The sequence below is a fragment of the Streptomyces sp. GB4-14 genome (genome assembly GCF_022696125.1).
Taxonomy (GTDB): Bacteria; Actinomycetota; Actinomycetes; order Streptomycetales; family Streptomycetaceae; genus Streptomyces; species Streptomyces werraensis.
The window spans coordinates 4257885-4272322 of the sequence record NZ_RZHO01000002.1 but is presented as its reverse complement, the minus strand read 5'-3'; the positions used below and the strand labels follow the sequence as shown (position 1 = coordinate 4272322).

The window sequence follows — 14438 nt, the reverse complement described above, 5'->3', positions numbered from 1 at the left end:
TTATGAAGCATATGGGCACGTCTGCGCGCCGACAGGACACAAGCGGATGGAAGGGACGTCTGCGGCGCGGGCACAGCCGAGGCATAACGAGTGCACAACACCCGATGCGCCAGAGGCCAAAACGAGTGCACGATTCGTACCTGCCTGCGATTATCAGGACCGCTTCACCGAACCTCCACATCGAGCCACGGAGGCGAGGCGACAGGGACAAGGATGCGGGAGCCCTATCCTTGTCTCCGGCAACGTCAAGGACAGGCCCCCACCAGGGCACCACGACGACAGGCCACCACACCCGGCCCCCGTAGCTCAGTGGATAGAGCAGGCGCCTTCTAAGCGCTTGGCCGCAGGTTCGAGTCCTGCCGGGGGCGCAAACCAAGCCTCACCTGCGCAAACGCGAGTGAGGCTGCTTCGTGGCCGCTTCGCACAAGGCGGAGAGGCCAAGCGCCTGCCTGGCGCTGGCCGCAGGTTCGAATCCATCCGAGGGCGCCAGTGTCCGCCTTCCCGTGGGAGGGCCTTCCGCTGTTCGGCGCGCTGCGTGTGACGCCGGCAAGGTCGGTACGCTCGGTCAGGACGTCTCCCCACTGGGTCAGTAGGTCCACGAACGCGTCGAAGTCATGGACCCAGCCGCCGGGAACGGCGGCATGCTGGGCGAAGGGCTCCCGTATCCGGTCGAGATGAGGGCGTGCGCGCTCCCAGCTCGCGGCCAGTTCCCGCACGCTCCCGAAGCAGACCGGCGTGGGTGGTGCCTCGTGGGACTGAGCGAGTAGTCCGACTGCGCCTGCTGCCCGAGGTGCGCCCGGTGATCGAATCGTTGCCGCCGCGCGCACAACCCCGCACCACGCTCCCCAGTCCCCTGATCAGCCGCTGAACACCACAGCGGGCCACAGGGGAAAGGGAGGGCACTTGAGGACGAGAAGGACCATGGGGAGCGCGTTGGTGGCCGGCGGGGCCGCGATCGCGTTCACGGCGGTCTCCGCGGTGCCGGCGGGCGCGGCCGAGGGAGGCGTCTCCTTCAGCAACGTCAAGGTGAACGGCGGGAAGCCGATCGTGATCGGGGTCAAGGAGGAGGTCGTGGTGCACGCGACCTTCCGGATGACGACCAGGCTCAGGCACGACCCGGGGGTGTTCGTGTTCCCCTACCGCGGCCGCCTCGAGTCCGGCGACGAGCTGTGGAACACGATCGACGGCTCCAACTGCAAGGTGGTGAACCGGGCGAAGGGCATCTGCGACTACGAGGAGTGGCTGTACATCGATCCGCGCCATGGCGACTTCGGCAACGAGGACGCGGGCGCCTGGAAGACCGCCGGCCGCGTCTGGCTCGCCGGTGACAAGCACGACATCGACGACGTGAAGGTCCCGCTCCAGGTAAAGCGGGCCACCCGTGTCACCGTCAACGCCTCGCCCGAGCCGGCCCTGAAGGGCAGGACGCTCACCGTGACCGGGAAAGTCACCCGGGCCAACTGGGACACGCACACGTACCAGGGGTACGCGGGCCGCACCGTGAGCCTCCAGTTCAAGGCAGCGGGCGCCAAGGCATACACCACCGTCAGGAAGGTGAAGTCCGACAGGACGGGTGCCCTCAGGACCACGGTGAAGGCCACCAGGTCCGGCGCGTGGCGCTGGGTGTACTACGGCAACACCACCTCCGGCGCCAAGGCGTCGGGCGGGGACTACGTGGTCGTCCGTTAGCCGACGCCCCCGACGCGAACGTCGAAGGACCGCTCAGCCCGTCCGGACGGGCTGAGCGGTCTCATCGCCACAGGGGCGCTTGCGCGCGAGTGCGCTCCCCCACGCGGGCCCTTTTTTCTCCAGCCCGGCAGGCCAGCACCCCCCACCTACTTAGGATTTGATCAGGATCGCCCGCATTTGAGTGATTGCGCCCATATAGCGAGTTTCCTGGTAATCATGGAGCGGTTAACCATCGTTCCGTTCTTCCCGGAGCCGCTCATGCGCACAGCCGTCATCGCCGCCCAGGACCCGCCCCGGACAGGGGGCTCCGGGCTCGTCCCCCCGGTCTCGCCTCCGGGAGAGGCGGAGGAACGAGAGCTGCAGTTCCAGGGTTTCGCGTACACCTGCCGGATCGTTCGTCAGAGCGCCCCGCAGACCGCCCCGCTGCTACTGCTCGGCGGGTCCTCGCAGAACCGGTACTCCTGGCAGAGCCACGAGAAGTGGCTGGCACCGCTGTGCACGCTGATCACAGTGGATCTTCCTGGGTACGGCAGTTCCGATTTCCTCCCGGCCCGCTACGACATCGACTTCCTCGGTGACGCGGTCCAGCACATGCTCACCGAGATCGGCGTGTCCGAGGTGAACCTGTTCGGCGGCTGCTTCGGCGAGGTCGTGGGGCTGCGTTTCGCGCAGCGCCATCCGCAGTCGGTCCGGCGCATCATTTTCGCGGCCGCGGCGAACCGGCTGCCCGAGCTCTACCGCGAGGCCGTGCCGCAGTTGTCGAAGGCCCTGGAACAGGGTGACATCGAAAAGGCCGCGGACGGACTGGTGCGGCTGTTCATGTCGAACCCGGAGGCCGGCAAGGTCCGGAGGCACGCGGCCGTCGCCCGGCTGCTGCAGCGCCAGTTCACGAACCAGACGCCGGACGACATCGACAAGGCGGTCGAGCACAACATCAGGCTGATGACCCACGGCCCCTACCGGCCGCTGCCCGTGCCGCGCGTACCGACGCTGGTGTTCACCGGGGAGTACGACACCCTGTGCACCCCGCAGATGGGGCGGGAGCTCGCCGCGACGATGCCGGGGGCGCTGTTCACGACCGTGAAGGAGGCGGACCACCTCGTCACGGTCGAGAGGAGGCAGGAATCGGCCGACTTGATCGCCCGGTTCTGCACCGACCGTCCCATCGGCGACCTGCCGTTCTGCACACCACCCGAGATCCCGTGCCCCATGCCCAGCCCCGCCTCGGCCTGACGCCGGGCGTACGGAAGGGCCGCAACCCGCTGCCGGGTTGCGGCCCTTCCGTACGGCGCGGCAGGCGTCAGGACTTCGCGCCGGCGACGACGACCCTGGCGGCGCAGGACACCTTCGCGTCGCTCCCGGAGCACTGCTCCAAGTCGTTGACCAGCTGAATCGGCCCGCGCTCCTCGCCGGTGATCCGTTCCTTACGCACGTCCACGCAACGCTCGTATCCCTTGCCGTCGTTCTCGCACTTACCGGAATCCTCGACAGCGGCGGCCTGAACGGCGCCGAAGCCGATCAGAACGGAGCTACCGAGAACCCCTGCCATCAGCGTGATGGTCATCGACTTGCGCATCCACCTTCTCCTCAACGCTCGACCTCGCCGCTGCCCCGTGCGGCGCGCCGCCACGAAAGCCGGGACGGCCAACGAAACGGAGAAGGCCCGGCATCCGGATCGCGTGCGATCGGACACCGGGCCCGCCCCTTCACCCAGGGGTGGTCACTCGCCGCCGAGGGCGAGGTTGCTCTCGCACTTCACGGCGTTCGTCTCCTCGTTCTCGACGTTGCCGAGGCCCAGGATGCCGACCGCGAGGTTGATGTCGTCGATGGCGATCAGCGACTGGACCGAGCTGTCCTGAACGCACTTGGTGGTCTGGCTGTTGTTGATCTCCACCTCCGGCTCGTCACCGGCGAAGCTCATGCCGGAGCCGAGGAAGCTGACGCTGCCCAGCATCGCGACGACGACGGCGGCCTTCTGGTACTTGCGCATTACTGCTCCATTCTGGAAGTGAACCGGTCCCTGGTGGGCCGGCCTTGATCGCCGCCCAACATAGGGCGGCATTTGCGACAATTGATAGCGAAACGCCGAACGGTATTCACATGGCGGAAAAAGGCACTTCAGGCTGCTGTCGCCATTTCACACAATCAGCCCGGCAATTCGACGATCGAGCGACACAGACAGGCGCGTCTGCGCACAGTCAGGACTGCTCGCCCTTGACCGAGAAGCTGCTGCTGCAGCTGACCTCGCCCTTGCCGGAGCAGCTCTGCGACACCTTGCTGTCGACGCGGACCCGGCCGTCCTGTTCGGTGACGTGGTGCTCGTTGACCTGGACGCAGCGAGTCACACCCTTGTCGTCCTTGGTGCAGTTGCCCGGGTTCTCCACACCGATGGCCTGGACGGCACCGGCACCGATCAGCGCGAGGCTTCCGAGGAGGCCCGCCACCGCGATCTTCTTCGACTGGAACATCGACTTTTCCTTGACGGTCGTGAAGTGAGGGAAGGGGCCGTGCGGGCCCGGGCCCGCGCCACGAAGGCGCGGAACCCGGAGCCCGCCCGGCTCACCTGACGGCGACTGTTCAGCCGACGTTCGAGGAGCAGGCCACGGCGTTGGTCTCGGCGTTGGACGCGTTGCCCAGGCCGAGGATCGCGCCGACACCGGCGGTCACGTCGTCGATGGCGATCAGCGACTGGACCGACTGGTCCTGGACACAGGTGGTCGTCTGGTCGCTGTTGAGCTCGAAGCCCGGGTTGTCACCGGCGTGGCTCACGCCGGCGCCGAGGAAGCTGACGCTGCCGAGCATGGCCGCGACGACGGCCGCCTTCTGGAACTTACGCATTACCTCTCCGTTTCTCGTGCGGACACAGCCCGTTATGGGCTGGTCACTGACGGTTGTTAACGTAAGCGAACATTGCGGCTTTGGGTAGTCGAAACGCCCATATGCGTAAGTTTCTTGTGAAGATGCAGGTCAAGGCCTTGAGTGACCGCCCCAAACGGTCCACGGCCAGGTGAGCGCATGGCGCGGTTCGACTCATAGGGGGCCAAAGAGTGATCCCTGGACATACCCCGTGACCCGGGCCGCCGTCCCGCGTTGAGCGGTGCGTGCGGCGCTAGTCGTGCTGCCGCGCTTAACCAGTCACTAAGGAGAACGTGATGTCTCACATCGCGAAGGTCGGCGCAATCGCTCTCGGCACCGGTGCCGTGGTTCTGGGCAGCGCCGGTCTGGCCTCGGCCCACTCGGGCGCCGAGGGTGCGGCCGTCCACTCACCCGGCGTCGTGTCGGGCAATGTGATCCAGGCTCCGATCCACGTCCCCGTCAACGTGTGCGGCAACACCGTGAACATCATCGGCGCCCTGAACCCCGCTTTCGGCAACTACTGCGTGAACAAGTAGCAGTTCCGCGGTCTACGCACGTCCGTCGTAGCGCCCCAAGGAGCCCCGGTAGCCTCGCGCCCGGGGCTCCTTTGCTGCGCCTCTCCGCAGGAGCGGAGAAAACATGTGGCCCCCGGTGAAGCACCGGGGGCCACATGCCGCTGGAAGGTGAAGAGGGCTCAGGCGTGCAGACCCACGTCGCCGCGCACCGGCTTGACCTCGTTCACGACGCCCGCGGCCTCCTTCGCGGTGCCCATCACCGACTCCTGGTCGGCCTCGAGCGTGTCCGACTCGTGCAGCGGCATCAGCTCGAAGGGAACCGCGGTGCGCAGGCCCGTGTCGAGGCCGGTGGACGCCAGGTCGGTGGTGTCGGCGTACGCGGGCGCGGCGACACCGGCGGCGATCAGGGACCCGGCAAGGACGGCGGCAGCCTTCAGGGACTTCATCGTGTTCCTTTCTTCGGCAACGCAAGTCGCCGGAGTGGTTCTGTCGCCGTGCACAACGATTCCCGGCCGGAGCGGAAACCGGGAAATCGAAGATTGCCGAGTCCTCATACGAATTCTATGAACTGATGGAGTGTCTGACCCTCCGATCGCGTTTCAGGAATTCGGTGTCAGAAGTGAGGTGAGCGCGGGCAGCAGCCCCGGTGCCGCAGCGGGCTCGGCGGGGGTCGCCGGGGCCGCGGGAGCGGGCAGCGTCGTGGCGGTCGGCGCGTCGGTGCCGACCAGCGCGGCGAGCAGTTCGTCCACCCGGGCCAGCAGCGCGTCGGCCGACGTCAGCGCCGCATCGACCGACTCGTCGGCGGTGACGCCGTCCACCGGCTCCGTGGTGCCCGTGGCGCTCGTGTCGTCCGTCTCCGTCGTCGACGTGCCGCTGGGCTCGGTGGGCGCGCTGTCCGCGTCGGCCGGCTCCGACTTCGGAAGCAGCAGGTCCAGGAGGTTGTCCAAGGCCTCCCGTACGGCACCCAGGGTGCTGTCCGTGATGGCGGCCGGGGTGGTGTCCTCCTCGGCCGTGGGCAGCAGGACGCCCGTCGTCGGGGTCGTGGCGCCGGGCAGAGCCGGGGTGGCGAGGGTCGAGGAGTTGCTGACCACCGTGACCGACGTGGACGACGGGTCGTCGGTGGCCGCCCGGGCGACCGCCTCCCGTGCCGCCGCCGCGAGCCGCTGGGCCTCTGCCAGGGGAAGTCGGCCGTCGGGGGCGGCGAGGACCGCGCGGACCAGGTCGGTGACCGGGGTCAGGTCGGTCCGGGCGGTGTCGGTCTGCGGCAGCCGCGCGACGAGTGATGCCGCCGGGTCCTGTCCGGGGTGGGAGTCGGCCGCGAGGGCGGCCGGGCCGGTGGTGGTGACCAGGAGGGCGGCGCACAGGGCGCCGAGTGCGATGCGCCGGGCCGGCAGAGCGCGCATGGAGAGTCCTTTCGCGGGGCTTCGGATCTTGGACCCACCGTCGAAGCGCCCGCCACACCCCGCAACCGGGCGTACGCCTTTCGGTGCGGGCACCGTCACCCTGCTGCACGTTCCGGCAGATGAGCCGGTGTGCGGGGGCGCGGGCCAGACAAACCCGGCTTCACGATTCCAACACACTTGCCACCCTTGCGGCGAATTTCACCGCATTTGTCCGTTTGGTCACTAGAGTTGCGGTGCTCCGACGCACCTTCCTTGGGCGGCCGCATCGCACTCGTCCCCGCTGCCGTGCCGCCGCCACCCTTTCCCGAAAGGCTCCGAACGGTCATGCGCCAAACCCTGGGTCAGCTGCTTCGCCGTGCGACGGTGGGCGTCCTCGCCCTGACCGCGCTCTGGGCGCCCTGCGGCCCCACCGCCGTCGCCGCGACCGCCGCGCCCTCCGCGCCGGCTCCGGAGGCGGAGGCACTCCCCTTCGGCGAGCGCTACCGGGCCCTTCAGCACGGCAACATCGTGCGCGCGGCCAACTCCTCCGCCACCTGCCGGACCTCGGCGTCCTCCTGCCGCTCGGTGCAGAGCGGCACGCGGCCCGGAGTGAACGGCGACTTCGACATGCACTACGTCGACGTCGACGACGACCCCAACACGTACAACTCCTCGCAGGGGGAGGTGCGGCTGCCCCAAGGATCGCGGGTGACGTACGCGCGGCTGTACTGGGGCGGCAACCTGCTCGTCGGCGAGCAGAAGCCGGCCGAGGACAACGAGCGCGTGCTGATCGCCGAGCCCGGCGGCAACTACAAGGAACTGCTCGCCGACACCGTCGTCGGGCACCGTGTTGCGGGCGGCATGGACGCCTTCCAGGCCTCCGCCGACGTGACGCGGCTGGTGCGGGACAGTGGCACCGGGCTCTACACGGTCGCGCAGGTCAACGTGGCCGGCGGACGGTCGACGGCCGGCGCCTGGGGCGGCTGGACGCTGGTGGTGGCGTACGAGAACGCCGCCGAGCCGCTGCGGCACCTGTCCGTGTGGGACGGCTTCGCCCCGCTGAGCGGTGACTCCGGCGCGACCTTGGCGCTGCGCGACCTGCCGTTCCCCGCGGCCGCCGGAGGCCGGGTGGGCATGGTGGCCTACAACGGCGACCGCGGCACCGCCGGCGACTCCCTCGTCCTGACCGCGGGCGACACCGCCACCGCGCTCGGCAACGACGCCAACCCCGCCGACGACGTGCTGAACTCCACCATCTCCGGCCCGGCGGACGCGCCCTCCTCGCGCGTGCCCGCGTACGCCAACACCCTCGGCTACGACTCCGACGTGTTCGACCTCGGCGGGCGCCTCACGCGCGCCGGTGACCAGGCGTCCCTCCGCCTCACCTCCGAGCGGGACGCGGCGTGGGCCGGCGTGCTCTTCGCCGCCGTGGACGCACGGCCGTGACGGTGCCGTCCCACCCGCCCCACACCCGGGTGAGCGAGGAAGCCGTGCCCGCGGACCTGACACCGCCCGGCCGCCGGCCGCGGGTCCTGCACCTCACCCAGCCCGTGGACGGAGGCGTCGCCCGGGTCGTGACCGACCTGGTGCGGGCGCAGCTGGCGGACGGCATGGACGTCGCCGCCGTCTGCCCGGACAGCCCTCTCGCCGCCCGGCTGCGCTCCCTCGGCGCGCACGTCCGCACCTGGGAGGCGACCCGCGCGCCCGGTCCCTCGCTGGTGCGGGAGGTACGGCAGCTCAGCGACGCGATCAGTCATGTGCGGCCGGACCTCGTGCACGCGCACAGCGCGAAGGCGGGGCTGGCCGGGCGGCTCGCCGTGCGCGGGCGCATCCCGACCGTGTTCCAGCCGCACGCCTGGTCGTTCGAGGCGGTCGGCGGGAGCACGGCCGCGCTCGCCCTGCGCTGGGAGAGGTGGGCGGCGCGCTGGGCCTCCCGGGTGATCTGCGTGAGCGAGGCGGAGCGGGACACCGGGGCGGCCGCCGGGATCCGCGGCCGGTGGACCGTCGTGCCCAACGGCATCGACCCCGAGCGTTTCCGGCCCGCGGAGGACACGGACCCGGTCAGGGCCCAGCTCGCCGCCCGGTACGGCCTGGACGCGGACGCGCCGCTCGTCGTGTGCGTGGGGCGGCTGTGCCGGCAGAAGGGGCAGGACGTCCTGCTGCGCGCCTGGGACGCCGTACGGCGGCAGGTGCCCGGGGCGCGGCTCGTGCTGGTCGGCGACGGCCCCGACGGCGAGCGGCTGCGGGCCGCCGCGCCGCGCTCCGTGGTGTTCGCCGGGGCCGTGACGGACGCGGCGCCCTGGTACCAGGCCGCCGACCTCGTCGTCCTGCCGTCCCGCTGGGAGGGGATGGCGCTGGCCCCGCTGGAGGCGATGGCGTGCGCGCGGCCCGTGGTGGTCGCGGACGTCGACGGGGCGCGCGAGAGCCTGCCGCCGTCGCTGGCCGACCGCTGCCTGGTGCCGCCGGAGGACCCGCGGGCGCTCGCCCGGACCGTGGCCGCGCTGCTGCTCGACCCGCCGCTGCGCGCCTCCCTCGGCGACCGGGCCCGCCGCCATGTGCTGTCCCTCCACGACGTGCGGCACACCGCGAGGGCGGTCGCCGGCGTCTACCGCGATCTGCTCGGTGCCCGCCCGGCCGGCTCCGTGGCGCACGCGCCCCGGCCGGCCGCCGTCGGCGCCGAGGCCGACCGGACGACACAGCGCGTCGAGCACTCAGAGCACAGGGAGTCCATCCACTCGTGACCGCCGAACGTACCGTGACCTCCCCCGGTGTCGCACCGCGGGAGCACGGATCCTCACCCGTGTCCGTCATGCCCCCGCGCGGCTCCGGCACCGCTTCCCGGCTGCCCGCCGCACGGCCCCCGGACCGTCCCGCCTCCCCCGTCCCCCTGCTCCTCGCGGACGGCGCGGCGGCCCTGCTCGCCTGGTGGGCGTCCGCCGGGCACTCCTCGCTGCTGCTCGCCCTGCTGGCCGGGGCGTCACTGCTGCTGCGCCCGCGCGGCGGGCGGACGCCGGTGCCGGCGCTGCTGGAGGAACTGCCCGCCGTGTGCGGGCGGGTGGCGGTGGCCTGGCTGGCCGCCGCCGCGCTGTGGGCGGCGCTGTACCCGCGGGACGTGCTGTCCGTGACCACCGTGCTGACCGGCTTCGCCGTGCAGGTGACGGCGGCCGGCGTGCTGCGCGCGCTGGTGCACGGGCGGCGGCGCGCCGCACTGCTGCGCCGCCCGCGGGCGGCGCTCGTCGTCGGGCCCGCGGCGACCGCGCAGCGCGTGGCCGCCGCGGTGCTGCGCCACCCCCGCAGCGGGGTGCGGCCGGTGGGGGTCGTCGCCACGCAGGGGGACGGCGCCGAGGGGGGCGTTCCCGTGCTGCGGACCGACCAGGAGGTCGAGCGGGCGGTCATCCAGAACGGGGTGCGGGCGGTGCTCGCCGTCGGCCCGTCGGTGCGGACCGAACAGGCCGCGCTGTTGCGGTCGCTGGCCGCGTCGGGGTGCGTGGTGTGGGAGGTCGAGGCGGAGGCGGCGCCGTACCCGGCGCGGGAGCGGGTGGCCGGGTTCGCCTGCCGGCGGCTCGACCTCGCGCCGGTGCGGGCCGGCGGCACGGGCAAGCGGCTGCTCGACATCCTGGTGTCCGGGACGCTGCTGCTGCTGGTCAGCCCGCTGCTGCTGGTGTGCGCGGTGACGCTGCGGCTCACCGACGGGCCCGGGGTGGTGTTCCGTCAGGAGCGCATCGGGCGGGACGGCAGGCCGTTCACGCTGCTGAAGTTCCGCACCCACCGGCCGGTCGACGAGCACGAGTCGGCGACCCGGTGGAGCGTGGCGGGCGAGCACGAGATGCGCCGCTTCTGCCGGATGCTGCGCCGCACCTCGCTGGACGAGCTGCTCCAGTTGTGGAACGTGCTGCGCGGCGACATGAGCCTGGTCGGGCCGCGCCCCGAACGTCCCTTCTTCGTGGCCCAGTTCAGCGAGACGTACCCGGGTTACGCGGCCCGGCACCGGATGCGGACCGGCATCACCGGACTCGCGCAGATCCACGGGCTGCGCGGGGACACCTCGATCGAGGACCGCGCCCGCTTCGACAACGCGTACATCGACGACTGGTCGCTGTGGCAGGACGTCTGCATCCTGCTGCGCACGGCGGCCACGCTGGTCCGTCCGACGGGGAGCTGACGTCAGGTGAGCCACGTCCCCCTGCCTCTGCCGCACCGGGCCGTCCGGTTCGCGCCGGTGCTGCCCCTGGTGGCGGTGGTCGCGCTGCTGGGCCTGCCCGTCGCGGGCGACGGCGCGCAGCCCGCCGACGCGGTGTCCGCGCTGGTGGTGGGGTACTGCGTGATCCTGCTGCTGCGGGAGCGGCGGCGTCCGCTGTCGCCGCGCGCGGCGGTGGTGCTGGGGCTGCCCGTGGCGGGAGTCGCGGTCGCGGCCATGGGCGCGGCCTCGCCGGCGGCGGGGCTCGATGGGACGGCCCGCTATCTGCAGGTGTTCGTGCTGGTCCCGGCGGCCGTGCTGGTGCTGCTGCGCGGGCGGGCCGACTTCCGTGTGCTGGCCTGGTCGTTCGTGGGTCTCGCGCTGTGGCAGGGGGCCGTCGGCGTGCACCAGTACGTCACCGGGACCGGCGCCTCCTACCAGGGCGAGACCGTCCGCGCGGTGGGCACCTTCGGGGCGCAGGACGTGATGGGCATGGCCACGGCGGTGGCGCTCGGGGTGGTCTGCGCGACCGGGCTGGCGCTGGGCCGTACCCCGTCGTGGCAGCGTGCTGCGGCGGCCGGGTGCGCGGTGGTGCTGCTGGTGCCGCTGGCGGTGTCCTTCAGCCGGGGCGCCTGGATCGCGACCGCCCTGACCTGCGCGGTGCAGCTCGCGCTGGCGGGACTGCGGCGGGCGCTGAAGGCGGGGGCGGCCGTGGTGGCGGCGGGGGTGGTCCTCGTGGGCGGCTTCGGGGTGGGTACGGCGATGCTGCAGGAGCGGATCGACAGCATCACGCAGGTCGCCGACGCGCCCGACCAGTCCGTGGTCGACCGGTACACGCTGTGGGCGTCCGCCGTCGGCATGTGGCGCGAACAGCCGTTGACCGGGGTGGGGCTGAAGAACTTCCCGGAGTACCGCGACGGGCACGCCACGCTCGCGCTGTCCTTGGGCAGCGACATCGAGGGCGCCGGGGAGACGTACCACAAGCAGGCGCTGCTCTCCCCGCACAGCATGTACCTGCTGGTGCTCAGCGAGCAGGGGCTGCTCGGCTTCTGTGCGCTCGTGGGGAGCTGGCTGGCGCTGCTGCTGTGCGCGGTGCGCACGCTCGGGCGGGCACGCCGCGACGGGACAGGCCTCGACTGCGCGCTGATCGCCTGCGGCCTGCTGCTGTGGCAGCTCGTCGACTACGTGTACGGCGACATCGGCGGCCCGTCGACCCTTCTGACCGGCGTCGCCCTCGGCCTGACGGCGTGGTGGGGACTGGCGGAGCGGGCGTCGACGGACGCGGCCCGCCAGGACACCCTCCCCGGCCGCGTGGAGGAGGCGGTGGCCCGATGACGTCCTTCCCTCCCCAGGCCACGGGCACCGCGCCCGGCCCCCGCACGGAGCGAGTCCCGTCCCGTGCGAAGGCCCGCACCGCCGACGCTCACCGCCCGCAGGGCGAGCGCCCCTCCCCCGGTTCGCGGGGACAGGGTGACCCGGACCCCTCCCGCCGTTTCCTCGCCCGTGCCGCGCTGGTCACCGCCGCCCTGTCGATCGCCGGCTCGCTGCTCGGGCTGGTGCGGGACCAGTCGCTGGCGCGGCTGTTCGGGGCGGGGAGCGACACCGACGCGTTTCTCGTGGCGTGGACCGTGCCGGAGATGGCGGCGACGCTGCTGATCGAGGACGGGCTGGCGATCGCGCTGATCCCGGCGTTCAGCATGGCGCTGGCCCGGCGGGCGCGGGGCGTCCCCGGCGATCCGGTGCGCGACCTGGTGCGGGCCACGCTGCCGCGGCTGTGCCTGGCGTTCGCCGCGGTGGCCGCGCTGGCCGCCGCCGGGGCGCCGTACCTGGTGGCCGTGCTGGCGCCCGGGCTGCCCGACCCGCAGCTCGCCGTGGACTGCACCCGGCTCACCGCGCTCAGCCTGCTGGCCTTCGGGCTCGCCGGGTACTGCAGCGCAGCGCTGCGGGCGCACCGGCGCTTCCTCGCCCCGGCGGCGATCTACGTCGCGTACAACACCGGGATCATCGCGACGATGTTCGCCTTCGGCGGCGAGTGGGGGGTGCGGGCGGCTGCGGCCGGGGTCGCGGTGGGCGGCTGTCTGATGGTGGCGGTGCAACTGCCGTCGCTGTGGCGGCAGCTCACCTCCCGTACGCCCGCGCCGCCCACCGCCGTCGACGGTCCCGCGGACGAGGAGCGGACGGTGCGGCTGACGCTGATCGCCGCCGTGCTGCTGTTCGCGCTGTGCCGGCAGTCGCAGGTGCTGGTCGAGCGTTTCCTGGCGTCGTCGCTGCCCGCGGGCGCGATCTCGCACCTCAACTACGCGCAGAAGGTCGCGCAGATCCCGATGACGCTGTCGCTGATGGTGTGCACGGTGACCTTCCCGGTGGTGGCGCGGGCGCTGGCCGACGGGGACACCGCGCGGGCCCGGGCCCGGGTGCAGCGGGACCTGGTGCTGGCGTCCTGCGTGGTGCTGCTGGGCATGTGCGCGGTGGTCGCCTGCGCCCCGCAGATGATCGAGCTGCTCTTCCAGCGCGGGGCGTTCACCGCGACCGACACCGCCGCGACGGCGGACGTGATGCGGGTGTACGCGCTCGGGCTGCTCGGCCAGACCCTGGTGGGCGCGCTGGTCCGCTGCTACTTCTCGGCGGGCCGCGCCCGCTGGTACCCGCTGGGTGTGATGGGCGTGGGAATCGTCGCCACGTCCCTGATCGGCGCGCTCGCCGTGGGCCGTTGGGGTGTCGCGGGGATCGCCGCGGCCAACGCCGCCGGCATCACCGTCACCGCCGTCCTGCTGCTGACCGGCCTGCGCGCCGCGCCCTCCGACAACGCCACGGGCGTCACCGTCGGCGTCCGCCGTGTCCTCGCCGATCTGGGCCGGCCGGTCCTCGCCTCCGTCCTGGCGGTCGCCGCCGGGGTGTTCGCCGCGGGCCGGTTCGCCTCGTCCGTGGCGGCGCTCGCGGCCGGCTGCCTCGCCGTCACCGCCGTCTTCGTCCCGATCGCCCTGTCCGCCCTGGGCGTGGGCGCCGCGACCGCGCGGCGCTCCGTCCGTACCGTCACACGAAGGCTCACACATGGCCGCACCCGTTGAATCCCCGCTCGCCGACCGGCCCCCGTCGGCGCGCCGCCCGGCGCCCGTGCCCTGGGTGGCGATGTACCACTCGGTGGGCGACTGCTCCGACGACCCCTACCGCGTCACTGTCACGCCCGACCGGCTGGAGCACCAGCTGACCTGGCTGCGCCGGCGCGGGCTGCGGGGCGTGTCCGTGGCGGAGCTGCTGGACGCGCGCGCCCGCGGTGAGGGCGGGGACCTGGTCGGTCTGACCTTCGACGACGGCTACACCGACTTCCTCACCGGCGCCCTGCCGCTGCTGCGGCGGTTCCGGTTCAACGCGACCCTGTTCGTGCTGCCGGGGCGGCTCGGCGGCGACAACGCCTGGGACCCTCTCGGCCCGCGCAAGCCGCTGCTGGACGCGGACGGCATCCGGCGCGCCGCCGGGGAGGGCGTGGAGATCGGCTCGCACGGGCTGACGCACGTGGACCTGACCCGCGCCGACGACACGGTGCTCGCGGCCGAGGTGACGGAGAGCCGCGCCCGGCTGGCCGAGCTGACCGGCGCCGAGGCGGACGGCTTCTGCTACCCGTACGGCACGGTCGACGCGCGCGCCGTCGAGGCCGTGCGGAAGGCCGGTTACCGGTACGCCTGCGCCATCGACCCCGGCCCGCTGACCGGTCCGCACGCGCTGCCGCGGGCGCACGTCGGGCAGAACGACACGGCGTGGCGGCTGCATCTGAAGCTGAGGCTGCACCGCTGGCGCCGCCGTCCGGTGGAGGGCGTGTGA

The 14438-nt window shown here is 72.4% G+C and carries 15 protein-coding genes and 1 tRNA gene; 10 read left to right on the top strand and 6 right to left on the bottom strand.

Going from position 1 to position 14438, the window contains the following annotated elements; translation table 11 throughout:
- The first annotated feature begins 295 nt into the window (after positions 1-295).
- The 3 genes from ELQ39_RS20850 to ELQ39_RS20840 all read left to right on the top strand — a co-directional run bounded on the left by ELQ39_RS20850 (position 296) and on the right by ELQ39_RS20840 (position 2922).
- Positions 296-368: transfer RNA gene (locus ELQ39_RS20850), tRNA-Arg, on the top strand.
- Between the two features lie 553 nt (positions 369-921).
- A complete protein-coding gene (locus tag ELQ39_RS20845; protein ID WP_242593346.1) occupies positions 922-1689 on the top strand; it encodes a hypothetical protein in 768 nt (255 codons plus the stop codon).
- Positions 1690-1947: 258 nt separating this feature from the next.
- The gene (locus tag ELQ39_RS20840) at positions 1948-2922 is read left to right on the top strand and encodes an alpha/beta fold hydrolase (protein ID WP_242593344.1); all 975 of its coding nucleotides are present in this window, start codon (positions 1948-1950) and stop codon (positions 2920-2922) included.
- A gap of 67 nt (positions 2923-2989) precedes the next feature.
- Here ELQ39_RS20840 and ELQ39_RS20835 read toward each other — a convergent pair whose 3' ends face one another.
- The 4 genes from ELQ39_RS20835 to ELQ39_RS20820 all read right to left on the bottom strand — a co-directional run bounded on the left by ELQ39_RS20835 (position 2990) and on the right by ELQ39_RS20820 (position 4527).
- Positions 2990-3265 carry a hypothetical protein gene (locus ELQ39_RS20835; RefSeq protein WP_242593341.1) on the bottom strand — a complete coding sequence of 92 codons (276 nt, stop codon included), beginning with the start codon at positions 3263-3265 and terminating at the stop codon, positions 2990-2992.
- Between the two features lie 144 nt (positions 3266-3409).
- On the bottom strand, positions 3410-3679 hold the full coding sequence (locus ELQ39_RS20830; RefSeq protein ID WP_242593339.1) for a hypothetical protein: 270 nt from the start codon (positions 3677-3679) through the stop codon (positions 3410-3412).
- Between the two features lie 208 nt (positions 3680-3887).
- Complete coding sequence (locus tag ELQ39_RS20825; RefSeq protein ID WP_242593337.1) at positions 3888-4157, bottom strand: hypothetical protein; 270 nt, start codon at positions 4155-4157, stop codon at positions 3888-3890.
- Between the two features lie 109 nt (positions 4158-4266).
- Positions 4267-4527 carry a hypothetical protein gene (locus ELQ39_RS20820; RefSeq protein ID WP_190000690.1) on the bottom strand — a complete coding sequence of 87 codons (261 nt, stop codon included), beginning with the start codon at positions 4525-4527 and terminating at the stop codon, positions 4267-4269.
- Between the two features lie 314 nt (positions 4528-4841).
- Between ELQ39_RS20820 and ELQ39_RS20815 the strand changes: the two genes are divergently transcribed.
- Positions 4842-5081 (top strand): chaplin, encoded by a 240-nt coding sequence (locus ELQ39_RS20815; RefSeq protein ID WP_242593334.1) that lies wholly within the window; start codon positions 4842-4844, stop codon positions 5079-5081.
- Between the two features lie 158 nt (positions 5082-5239).
- Here ELQ39_RS20815 and ELQ39_RS20810 read toward each other — a convergent pair whose 3' ends face one another.
- Positions 5240-5506 (bottom strand): hypothetical protein, encoded by a 267-nt coding sequence (locus ELQ39_RS20810; RefSeq protein WP_190000692.1) that lies wholly within the window; start codon positions 5504-5506, stop codon positions 5240-5242.
- A gap of 153 nt (positions 5507-5659) precedes the next feature.
- Positions 5660-6463: a hypothetical protein gene (locus tag ELQ39_RS20805; RefSeq protein ID WP_242593333.1), complete on the bottom strand. Its 804-nt coding sequence runs from the start codon at positions 6461-6463 to the stop codon at positions 5660-5662.
- Positions 6464-6787: 324 nt separating this feature from the next.
- On the opposite strand from ELQ39_RS20805, the gene ELQ39_RS20800 reads away from it, so the two are divergent.
- The 6 genes from ELQ39_RS20800 to ELQ39_RS20775 are packed head-to-tail and all read left to right on the top strand — an operon-like array spanning position 6788 to position 14438.
- Positions 6788-7888: a DUF3344 domain-containing protein gene (locus ELQ39_RS20800; protein WP_242593330.1), complete on the top strand. Its 1101-nt coding sequence runs from the start codon at positions 6788-6790 to the stop codon at positions 7886-7888.
- Positions 7889-7890: 2 nt separating this feature from the next.
- Positions 7891-9183 carry a glycosyltransferase gene (locus tag ELQ39_RS20795; protein ID WP_443334363.1) on the top strand — a complete coding sequence of 431 codons (1293 nt, stop codon included), beginning with the start codon at positions 7891-7893 and terminating at the stop codon, positions 9181-9183.
- Positions 9180-10604 (top strand): exopolysaccharide biosynthesis polyprenyl glycosylphosphotransferase, encoded by a 1425-nt coding sequence (locus ELQ39_RS20790; RefSeq protein WP_242593328.1) that lies wholly within the window; start codon positions 9180-9182, stop codon positions 10602-10604. The genes ELQ39_RS20795 and ELQ39_RS20790 overlap by 4 nt, the downstream gene beginning before the upstream one ends.
- Positions 10605-10610: 6 nt before the next feature.
- Entirely contained in the window at positions 10611-11954 is a 1344-nt protein-coding gene (locus ELQ39_RS20785; RefSeq protein WP_242593327.1) for an O-antigen ligase family protein, read from the top strand.
- On the top strand, positions 11951-13687 hold the full coding sequence (murJ, locus tag ELQ39_RS20780) for a murein biosynthesis integral membrane protein MurJ (protein WP_242593325.1): 1737 nt from the start codon (positions 11951-11953) through the stop codon (positions 13685-13687). Before ELQ39_RS20785 ends, murJ begins: the two co-directional genes overlap by 4 nt.
- A complete protein-coding gene (locus tag ELQ39_RS20775; RefSeq protein ID WP_190000697.1) occupies positions 13671-14438 on the top strand; it encodes a polysaccharide deacetylase family protein in 768 nt (255 codons plus the stop codon). Before murJ ends, ELQ39_RS20775 begins: the two co-directional genes overlap by 17 nt.

Excerpts from the sequence above, each read along its gene's own strand:
- ELQ39_RS20845 (WP_242593346.1), top strand. The coding sequence starts at position 922 with ATGGGGAGCGCGTTGGTGGCCGGCGGGGCCGCGATCGCGTTCACGGCG.
- ELQ39_RS20840 (WP_242593344.1), top strand. The coding sequence starts at position 1,948 with ATGCGCACAGCCGTCATCGCCGCCCAGGACCCGCCCCGGACAGGGGGC.
- ELQ39_RS20835 (WP_242593341.1), bottom strand. The coding sequence starts at position 3,265 with ATGCGCAAGTCGATGACCATCACGCTGATGGCAGGGGTTCTCGGTAGC.
- ELQ39_RS20830 (WP_242593339.1), bottom strand. The coding sequence starts at position 3,679 with ATGCGCAAGTACCAGAAGGCCGCCGTCGTCGTCGCGATGCTGGGCAGC.
- ELQ39_RS20825 (WP_242593337.1), bottom strand. The coding sequence starts at position 4,157 with ATGTTCCAGTCGAAGAAGATCGCGGTGGCGGGCCTCCTCGGAAGCCTC.
- ELQ39_RS20820 (WP_190000690.1), bottom strand. The coding sequence starts at position 4,527 with ATGCGTAAGTTCCAGAAGGCGGCCGTCGTCGCGGCCATGCTCGGCAGC.
- ELQ39_RS20815 (WP_242593334.1), top strand. The coding sequence starts at position 4,842 with ATGTCTCACATCGCGAAGGTCGGCGCAATCGCTCTCGGCACCGGTGCC.
- ELQ39_RS20810 (WP_190000692.1), bottom strand. The coding sequence starts at position 5,506 with ATGAAGTCCCTGAAGGCTGCCGCCGTCCTTGCCGGGTCCCTGATCGCC.
- ELQ39_RS20805 (WP_242593333.1), bottom strand. The coding sequence starts at position 6,463 with ATGCGCGCTCTGCCGGCCCGGCGCATCGCACTCGGCGCCCTGTGCGCC.
- ELQ39_RS20800 (WP_242593330.1), top strand. The coding sequence starts at position 6,788 with ATGCGCCAAACCCTGGGTCAGCTGCTTCGCCGTGCGACGGTGGGCGTC.
- murJ (WP_242593325.1), top strand. The coding sequence starts at position 11,951 with ATGACGTCCTTCCCTCCCCAGGCCACGGGCACCGCGCCCGGCCCCCGC.
- ELQ39_RS20775 (WP_190000697.1), top strand. The coding sequence starts at position 13,671 with ATGGCCGCACCCGTTGAATCCCCGCTCGCCGACCGGCCCCCGTCGGCG.